The organism is Clostridioides sp. ZZV15-6597 (genome assembly GCF_020657815.1).
GTDB lineage: Bacteria > Bacillota > Clostridia > Peptostreptococcales > Peptostreptococcaceae > Clostridioides.
Genome location: NZ_JAGWCT010000137.1, coordinates 1 through 9,054, shown reverse-complemented (window position 1 = coordinate 9,054; position 9,054 = coordinate 1). Strand labels below are relative to the sequence as shown.

Sequence of the window (9,054 nt, the reverse complement as noted above, 5' to 3'; positions counted from 1 at the left end):
TGACATCATTAGGGTTAGCAGGATTATTATTTTCAATGAGTGTATTTCACTCAAATGCTTTTACTCTTGAAAGGATTCAAGGAAAAAATAAATATGAAACAGCTGGTCTTATTGCAGATAAGCAACAATATACTACTGCTATATTAATTAATGCAGATAGTACAATGTCAGATGGTCTTTCAGCAAGTGGACTTGCAGGTGTTAATAATGCACCAATTTTATTAACACAAAAAAATAATATACCAAAAGAAACACTTGAAAGGGTAGAAAGAGCCAAAAAAGTATATATAATTGGTGGTGAAAATTCTATAGATAAATCAACAGAAGATATTTTGAAAGATAAGGGAATAGAAATTAAAAGACTTCAAGGCAGTGATAGAATTAAGACAAGTTATAGTGTTGCCAAAGAAATTAACTCAATAAAAAAAGTTAATACGATAATGCTGACTAATGCTTTTAAGGGCGAAGCAGATGCAATGAGTATAGCACCAGTTGCAATAATGAAAAATGCACCAATTATACTTACAAATGGAAGCACAATACCATTTAAAATTGATAAGAATATTAAAAGTTATGTTGTTGGAGGTAGTAAAAATATGACTGATGATATACTTATAAATACTAATTCACAAGCATTAGGTGGAGCAGATAGATATGCTACCAATAGAAAAGTAATACAATCATTCTACAGAGGGGAAGAAGAATTTTATATTGCAAGTGGAACAGATTTAGTATATCCTCTTATTGCTTCAACTATTGTTAAAGATAAACCAATAGTTCTGGTTAATGAAAGTAATGATAAAAGAATGTTAAAACGTGCATCTAAAATTACTGTAGTAGGAAATTTAGATGAATCTATAATAAAAAAATGTTTAGATGCTAAAGATGGAAAGTCAGAAACTAAGACTAAAAAAGAGAAAGTATATGTAGAAGGATTTGGATGGGTTGAGACAACTGACTCAGAGGGAAAAGAAGGTAATTCAGATGGAGATTTTAATAAAATCGTAGCTGATATGTAAATTTAGAAAAAGAGTAAAACTATAATTGGTTTTTACTCTTTTTCTTTTTTACTTTCTTGTAATATCTCATAAAAATCATTAATTATTTCTACAAAATCTTTACCAAATTTTTCACTTAGTTTTTTATCAAGGTCACCATATAAAAATGTTACATCATCATTATCACTATTATCGTTATAAAGCATATGTCTAGTTGTCGATTCAGCACTATCATATACATTTCCTTCTCCTGTTTTCAACCATTCTCTATTTACACCAAATTCTATAAAAATAGCATTAATAAGATTTTGAAAAACTTTTCTTTCACCACGTTCTATATAGCTCAAATGATTCTGGGATAAACCAAGTTTTTTAGCAAATTCTTTTTGAGTAAATCCAAGATTTTTTCTAACTTTCTTTATCCTAAAATTAATATCTTTATTGATTGTTTTCTTTTCTGTATCTGCCATAAATAACACTCCTTTATAGAGATATTTTAACATAAACAATTGTTATTATAAGTACTAAAATCATTATAGTATTGATAAATATCCTTTAAGGATATATACTTACATTAATATCCTTAAAGGATATTTAAGTCTAATTAAATTTTTAGGTAAAATTGGGAGGTAGAAATTTATGAAATTTAAAGAAATTAAAAAAAAAAATTATGCTATTGGAAGTGTTATATTGATTATACTTTCAGTTTCGATTTTTATTTTTAAGGATTCTTCTAATAAAGGAGAATCTTTAACTAATCAGATAGAAAAAGAAACTGGTCAGAAGGTAAAAGCAGAAGTAAAAAATGTTGATATTCCAAAAATTAATATTGATGAAGGAAGTAGTGAAGCAAAAATAAAAATGGCAGAAAAAATTAATAAGGAAAATAATATAACAGATGAAGATTATAGAAATTTTAGAGAAGGTATAGAAAAAAAAGAAAATGAACCTGTAAAAAAGCCTAATAAGCCAACTAAATCTAATAAACCTAATTCTAATATTATTAACCCCGAAGTAAAACCAAGCAATGATGAAAATTCTAGTAAAAACAACAATCCAGAAGAAAATAAAAACAATAAAGATAAAAATGAAAAAGTATATGTAGAAGGATTTGGATGGGTAGAACCATCTGAATCACAAGGAAAAGAAGGTAATTCTAATGGAGATTTTAATAAAGTTATAGGTCAAATGGATTAAGAAAGAGAGGGTAAAGATTATGAAAAAAAAATTATTAATTGTATTTCTTTGTATCTCTTTATTTATACCAATATTTGTTTTTGGAGATGGCAGTGGTAATTTAGATGGAGGTGGTGGAAGTACAGGAAGTGGTGGAGATAAGAAGAATTATTGGACAGCTGGTGATGAAGGAGTAAGAATTACAATAGTTGATGATAAAACTCAAAAACCTGTGTCAACTTCAATAGATTTTACAAATAGGAGCATAAATGTAAAAGTACATTTTGGAAAAGTATCTAAAATTTCATATAGGGAAGGTAAAGCATTAAATATTGATTCTGGAAAATACAATTATATTAATCCTAAAAATAAATTGCCTGTCATAATTTCTAGTAAAACTTATGGAAAATCTGATATAAAAAAGATTAAAGAATATTTTTGTAATGATTGGACACAGAGAATGATAGCAAAAGAAACTAACTTTGACTATGAAAAAATGCAAAATGGCGAGTATAAATTATTATTAGAGCCTGTTGCATATTTCACTTTTAATGGGAACAAAATGGCTATGACTGCAACGGAAGCAGCGTTATACAATAAAAAATTAGGTGGAAATAAATTAAGAAATAAATTTGCGAGTATTTCTCATAAAAACCTACCTTTAGCAATGTTCTTAGAAAAAGATGATTTAGGTTTCAAAGCATGGAAAGGAATTTCTGACACAGATAAAGCAAAGGCAAAAGACGATGCTACAATAATTAAAATGTTAGGTATAGGGATAGTCTATTTTAATAATGAGCCTACAAAAGATGATGAGGTTACAATACCACCAGTAGAACCGTCAACACCAGAAGAGAAACCTTCTATAGATGGCAAAGAGTATGAATATCATACAGATACAGACGTTATATCTTCTGTGAAAATAAAAGGATCTAATCGTTCTCCAGATAACCCTGTAACAGTTAAATTTAAAATAAAAAACCAAACTTACAATATGAATAATATATATTTGCCAGAGGAAGGTGGAGAACAATATGCCTGGGTTAAGTGGCACACACCGAAGACACCAGAAAAAATAATTATAGAAGTAAGTTCAAATGCGACCACTGATAAAGCAAAGATTATAGCTAATGTTGTTGAGTTAGAAGAAAAAACACCTCCTGATCCAACTGCAAGAGATTTAGCAACAAAGGATGTAATTGATATAAAAACAGGAAAATTTGAAATGCCAAAGCTACCTAAAAATGAAGAAACTAAAACGTTAGAATGGGGTAAATGGGATTGTAACTGGAAAGCAGTTTGGGTATATTATTCGGATGGAGACGGAGGAGGCGAATGGGTTGATGAAGGCTATTGGGTTTGGAAGTGGATACCATATAGTGCAACTATAAATGCTACTATGAATACAGTTCCAGATAGACTTTGTCCAACTGAGATAAAAACAAAAAATGGATACGAAATGAAGTCTGGCTATGGAATAGAAACCATAGTAAATAGTAATGTTTCATATAATGCCCCAGAAGATAGTGTTACAGGTGGACAAAATGTTATAATGAAATTCCCAGAATTTCATTATAAAAAATACAATAGGATTTTACAGAGAAAAATGGAAACAGATTATAAGTCAAGTTTCATATTTAAAAATAACAAGTATTGTCCATATAAATATCCAGTCCATTTTACGCCACTTTGGTACTTGAACGATTTAAAATATACTACATATGCTACTGTTACAGATTCTTGGACTCCAGCTGGAAAGTTAAGTACAAATATTTTTAGTGATAAAATCACCATAAAAGGGAATTTATATCAAGATTATCACTTTGGTCCTGTAAAATCAGTTGAGTAGAAAGGATTTTTTATAATGGCATTTTTCGTTTATCATTTGGCAAAGTATAGTAAAAATAATGTTGTTGGTATCCAAAAACATAACCAAAGACAAAATAAATCTTATAAAAATAAAGATATTGATGTGTCAAAAAGTAAACTAAATATAGATTTTGAAAATAAAGATAGAATAAAATATTTAGAAAAAGTAGAAAAAATTATAAAAGAGAATAGGACGAAGGGAAAAGTTATAAGAAAAGACGCAATTTTGATGTGTGAAAGTGTGATTTCAGCAAGCCCAGAATTTTTCCTGGGTATGGAGCAATCAGAAAAGGAAAAATATTTTAAATACGCATATGAATTTTTAAAAGATAGATATGGTGAAAAAAATGTAATTTCTGCTACAGTACACTTTGATGAAACAACACCGCACATGCATTTTAGTTTTGTTCCAATAACAGCAGATGGGAAACTAAGTGCTAGAGATTTAATAACAAGAATTGAATTAAAAAAAATACAGGATGAATTACCGAGATTCTTACAATCAGTGGGATTTGACATAAAAAGAGGACGTGAGCATAGTGAAGCAAGGCACATGCAACCAGAAGATTATAAAAAACAACAAATTCAAGAACTTAGGGAATTAGAAAACAAATTAGAATATGTAAAAAAACTATTTAAAGGCTTTGAGAAGCCTTTAAATAGTTTTAATGAGTTAGAACCTGTAAATGTTAAAAAAAACCTTATAACAGGCAAAGAAACGGTATATAAGAATGATTATGATGAAGTAATAGATATATTAAAAGGAACAATGAAAGAAAATATAGAACTTAAAGAAAAATTATATAATGAGCAGTTGAAAATAAGGGATTTAGAAGTTAAATTAAATACAATAAATGAATATGAAAGATTGACTTATGAAAAAGAAAAAAAATTAAAATTAGAAAAAGAAGAATTTGAAGAACAAAAACAACTAATATCTGAACGTGAAAAAAATATTGAGAAAGTACTAGAAAATAAAGATAAAAATAATAAAAAGATTCTTGATGAAAAGGAAGTAGAAATAAATGAGTTAGAAAAACAATATAAAAATTTATCAAGAAAATACAATAACACAATAAGAGAATATGAAAAAGTGATTGAAGAATTTAGTAACAATGATATATATATTATTTTTAATAAGTCTAGTATCAAAGAGATACAAGCAAATGACACATATAGGTTTAAAGATGCCAATAATCTGATTAAAGGATTAAATAAAATTTATTTCCATAGTAATGAAACAAGAGAAATAGGGTTTCAAATGTCATTTGGAATTAATAATGGTATTTTTATGAAAAAAAATATTATTCTTGGACAATATAGAGATATGGATTTAAAACGTGAGATTATTAGTATAAATGAGCCTAATAATAGACTGTTTTCTAAAAATTTATCCAGATAGTAGTAATGAAAGAGGTAGAGGTATCATTATATTTAATATGATATCTCTACCTTAATTTTAATTAAATCATTTTAGTTATATTAATAATCTATTATTTTACAGTTTACACAATTATTTATATTAACCACATTTTCTTTATCAGAGTTATTGCTTTCAATTAAAGTTAAAAAAATACTTATAATTGTTATTATTATACTGGCTATAGTTATTAAATCATATTTTTTCATTTGTTAGACACCTCATCAATTTTAAATTTTATTAATAATAGATAATTGAATAATGTTTTATAACAAAATAATGTATCAATTTTTCAAATTTTTATGATAAACAACTATGCTCTAAATTGACGTTTAGGGATTAGTTGAACACATTTCAGTATTTTCAATACTTTTAGAAATAAAATAGTACTAACTTAAATTCATTAAGTTAGTACTATTTTTAATTTGTTATTATAATTTAGAAAATTAGTTTAATATATTTGATTTTTGACTCTCATTTCTATTTTTTACTTTATTTTATTTGATTCAGACTAGTGAGTTTTATTTATATTTTTCTCTAAACTCTTTTAATGCTTGGCTTATTAAATCCATCTTTTTGAATTGTTTATTATTATCACAGAACTTATTAAATAACTCTAATTCTTTACTATTAACTCTTAGAGTAGTAAGTTTACTGTCAGAATCCTCTAAATCTATTACTATCTGTTGCTTTATAACGGACGTATTACATTTGTGTAACTCTATAATTTCTTTTAATACATCATAATTAGAAACTATATCTAACAAATTATCTTTTATCTCTTTGTCAGACTTATTAATTACTTCTCTTACTGCATCCGATTGTATAACATTTGTATTACTAATGTTATTTTTTTCTTTTTGGATATCAGTCGTAATACATCTGTTATTTTTTATACTTGGCTTCTGTAATACATCTGTTATACATTCGTGTATATACTTGTTCAAGTCTTTGGAATAACTGTAATTAGCCTTTTTAAATCTATCTCTTATTGTACTTCTGCCTATTCCTATATTTTTACATATATATGTCAAGGTTTCATTATTTTCTAATTGATTATTTATATATTCTATTTGTTCTGATATATCTAATTCATTAAATTTATCTTTGTTCATACGACACCCCCACAGTAATAACAGATGTATTACGTCTGTTATTTGAAATTATATCACAATATTATTTTTAATAAATTTGGAGTTTTAAAATATAATTAGCAAAAATTTCAAAAAATATGTTGTTATATCCTCAAAAAGAATTTATACTTAAATATATAAAAACTAAATAAAAAAGCACTTACAAAAAGTAAGTGCTGTCTGTAACTTCAGTTCTTTAAATCGTTTCCTAGGCGATTTAAGGTAACAACTGGTATAACAGTACCAAGAAGTTAAGGAATAATCCAATCGCAAGATAGGCTAAATCTATCAGGGAAAGTTAACCCAACTGAAATTATTTACAAAATATAATTATAGTATATAAAGTAAAATAATTTTAGTCAAGGAGAAATGTTGTACACCTAAAGTATAGATATAGACTTTAGGTGTTTTTTAATGCAACAAAATACATATTTAATTTGAAAAATTTAATAGAATGGGTTTTATAAGGAGGAGTGTTTGACCAAGTGCAAACCGAAAGGCTCGACAGAGTACAGGGGTAGCCGACTAAACACTTAGATTAAGTTCTAACACCATATAACACTGTCTGATACCAGTGCGAAGGGGTGAGAGTAGCGACCATAGGCTACAAACAAAAACAGATGGGGGTGGCAACACTTAGTGGAGATACTCAAATATACTGTCTATTGTCGGGGTGTTGGTAGACTGTGTTAAATCACAAGTGGAGTATTTACTTGTATCAGTCCAACGTTGTGGGAACGTAACCCACCAATCCTATTGGGTTTGAGATATGGAAAGTAACCACGGACAGTAGTTCGTGGGTAACTGCGTCCAATTACAAAACCTTTAGGTTTGCATTAAAAAAACAAATAGTCAATAAGAAAAATAAATAGGAATAACAAAATTCGATATAGGACAAGCCTCTTCTGGCTTGGCATATGGAGAATGCGTTAGTAACCACTTAAAGCCGAAGGTTAAAGTGGTTTTAACCGTTAGGTTTAATAAAAGGAAGGTGAAAATTATGAAAGATTATTCAATTAAAAATACGACTAAGGAACAAAGAAAAGAGATTGTTAATTCTGCACTTGCATTAGGCTCAATTGATTTTCATGAACCTAGTATAATTGTTTTAGAATTATTATAAGAAAAAGTATCTTGATGGTGATGAAAGAGGTATTGAAAAAATAATGGATAAAATAATAGATGAAAATATAGATGCCTTGAAAAAATTATCTGAGTGATATGAGGTGAAGTAATGTACATTGTTGCAAAAAAATTTGGTGAAGTAGGTTGTATTGCATCAAAGGTAGAAAGAGGAGAAAGAGTAGGTGCATTGATTGAATATTTATCATTAACAATGCTTGATAAGGGGATTGAAATTGTTGTTTTAGATAAGCCAAATATGTATGGAGAATATGCTCCATATGAGTTTTTGAGCGAGGTTGAGTTTGTATGTAGTGTTTTATCAATGAACCATTAGTGGTCTAAATAGACCACTAGGGTGTGCCAAAAGTGACCACTTTTGGTATATAGGTTTTTAATGCCTCGCAGAGCTTACCACTTTGCCAACGTAGTGCAAAGTATAGTAAGTTATACTTATATATATGAATATGTCGTTTTAAATTACATTAGTAATTTAAAACTTCCATAACATGGACAGTATATTTGTGAGTACATCCATGTTATGGAAGTCATATTTTTATATATAAGTATTGGTTTTATTTTCTATTTGCTTTAGATATTCATATGTAAATTCTAATACCCTTTCATTAACAATGCTTTGAATTATAGAAATCATTTCTTTTTTTAAGTTAATTTCTATTGGGCAGCCTTCTAAATTAATAAATTCTAAGTTGTTGTTTTTTAAAAATTCTATGAATTTTTTAATGTCTGTGATTTTTTCTTCACCATAAAAATTTTCAATCACAATTAATTGTTTAAGTAATACATTTTTTTTATCATCCATATTATCCTCCTTTTTGACTATAACTCAAAAAAGATATATACTGTACTTGCGAGGTATAGTGCTATATGCTCCTTTGGGGCTATAGTGCTTTTTTATTATAATAACAATACAAATACGATTTGTCAATACAAAAAGTATTTATTAATCGTATTGACAAAAGAGGGGTTCTGTGTTATTTTATAAATATAAAATTATAAAAGGAGAAATTAAATGTTATTTTCAAATAGAGAAAAAAGAGATAAATATATACAAATACGTCTTACAGAAACAGAAAAACAGAATTTAAAAGACATAATTGATAGATTGAATGAAGATAATTCTAAAAAAATAAATTTAACAGATTTTATATTAAATGCTATTGATTATTACATAGAGCATGAATGTAAAAATTATAAAAAAAAATAGGGGGTATTTTTTATGAAAGGGATTAAAAAATTGACATCATTAGGGTTAGCAGGATTATTATTTTCAATGAGTGTATTTCACTCAAATGCTTTTACTCTTGAAAGGATT

At 27.3% G+C, this 9,054-nt stretch carries 11 protein-coding genes; 7 read left to right on the top strand and 4 right to left on the bottom strand.

Translation table 11 applies throughout. From position 1 onward, the window contains the following. On the top strand, positions 1–1,019 hold a 1,019-nt coding region (locus tag KGF52_RS19075), incomplete at its 5' end, for a cell wall-binding repeat-containing protein (RefSeq protein ID WP_285894677.1). Between the two features lie 32 nt (positions 1,020–1,051). On the opposite strand, the gene KGF52_RS19070 is transcribed toward KGF52_RS19075, so the two are convergent. Beyond that, positions 1,052–1,468: a helix-turn-helix transcriptional regulator gene (locus KGF52_RS19070; RefSeq protein WP_227841271.1), complete on the bottom strand. Its 417-nt coding sequence runs from the start codon at positions 1,466–1,468 to the stop codon at positions 1,052–1,054. A gap of 169 nt (positions 1,469–1,637) precedes the next feature. On the opposite strand from KGF52_RS19070, the gene KGF52_RS19065 reads away from it, so the two are divergent. From KGF52_RS19065 to mobV, 3 genes are read left to right on the top strand one after another with little or no spacing between them, the layout of a single operon-like run. Further along, positions 1,638–2,195, top strand: a complete 558-nt coding sequence (locus tag KGF52_RS19065) for a DUF6550 family protein (protein WP_227841270.1) — start codon at positions 1,638–1,640, stop codon at positions 2,193–2,195. Between the two features lie 19 nt (positions 2,196–2,214). Next, positions 2,215–4,023 carry a hypothetical protein gene (locus tag KGF52_RS19060; protein WP_227841269.1) on the top strand — a complete coding sequence of 603 codons (1,809 nt, stop codon included), beginning with the start codon at positions 2,215–2,217 and terminating at the stop codon, positions 4,021–4,023. Between the two features lie 15 nt (positions 4,024–4,038). Continuing rightward, complete coding sequence (mobV, locus tag KGF52_RS19055; protein WP_227841268.1) at positions 4,039–5,445, top strand: MobV family relaxase; 1,407 nt, start codon at positions 4,039–4,041, stop codon at positions 5,443–5,445. An 80-nt stretch (positions 5,446–5,525) separates the two neighbouring features. Here mobV and KGF52_RS19050 read toward each other — a convergent pair whose 3' ends face one another. Further along, entirely contained in the window at positions 5,526–5,672 is a 147-nt protein-coding gene (locus tag KGF52_RS19050; protein WP_227841267.1) for a hypothetical protein, read from the bottom strand. 312 nt (positions 5,673–5,984) lie between these two features. Next, positions 5,985–6,578: a hypothetical protein gene (locus KGF52_RS19045; protein ID WP_227841266.1), complete on the bottom strand. Its 594-nt coding sequence runs from the start codon at positions 6,576–6,578 to the stop codon at positions 5,985–5,987. A 1,018-nt stretch (positions 6,579–7,596) separates the two neighbouring features. Between KGF52_RS19045 and KGF52_RS21500 the strand changes: the two genes are divergently transcribed. Further along, positions 7,597–7,719, top strand: a complete 123-nt coding sequence (locus tag KGF52_RS21500) for a hypothetical protein (RefSeq protein ID WP_255646335.1) — start codon at positions 7,597–7,599, stop codon at positions 7,717–7,719. 111 nt (positions 7,720–7,830) lie between these two features. After that, positions 7,831–8,055: a DUF6718 family protein gene (locus KGF52_RS19040; RefSeq protein ID WP_021414212.1), complete on the top strand. Its 225-nt coding sequence runs from the start codon at positions 7,831–7,833 to the stop codon at positions 8,053–8,055. A 219-nt stretch (positions 8,056–8,274) separates the two neighbouring features. Here the strand turns inward: KGF52_RS19040 and KGF52_RS19035 are convergent, their stop codons facing one another. Continuing rightward, complete coding sequence (locus KGF52_RS19035; RefSeq protein ID WP_227841265.1) at positions 8,275–8,541, bottom strand: hypothetical protein; 267 nt, start codon at positions 8,539–8,541, stop codon at positions 8,275–8,277. A gap of 210 nt (positions 8,542–8,751) precedes the next feature. On the opposite strand from KGF52_RS19035, the gene KGF52_RS19030 reads away from it, so the two are divergent. Next, positions 8,752–8,946, top strand: coding sequence for a hypothetical protein (locus tag KGF52_RS19030; protein ID WP_227841264.1), 195 nt, complete (start codon positions 8,752–8,754; stop codon positions 8,944–8,946). The last annotated feature ends 108 nt before the right edge of the window (positions 8,947–9,054 follow it).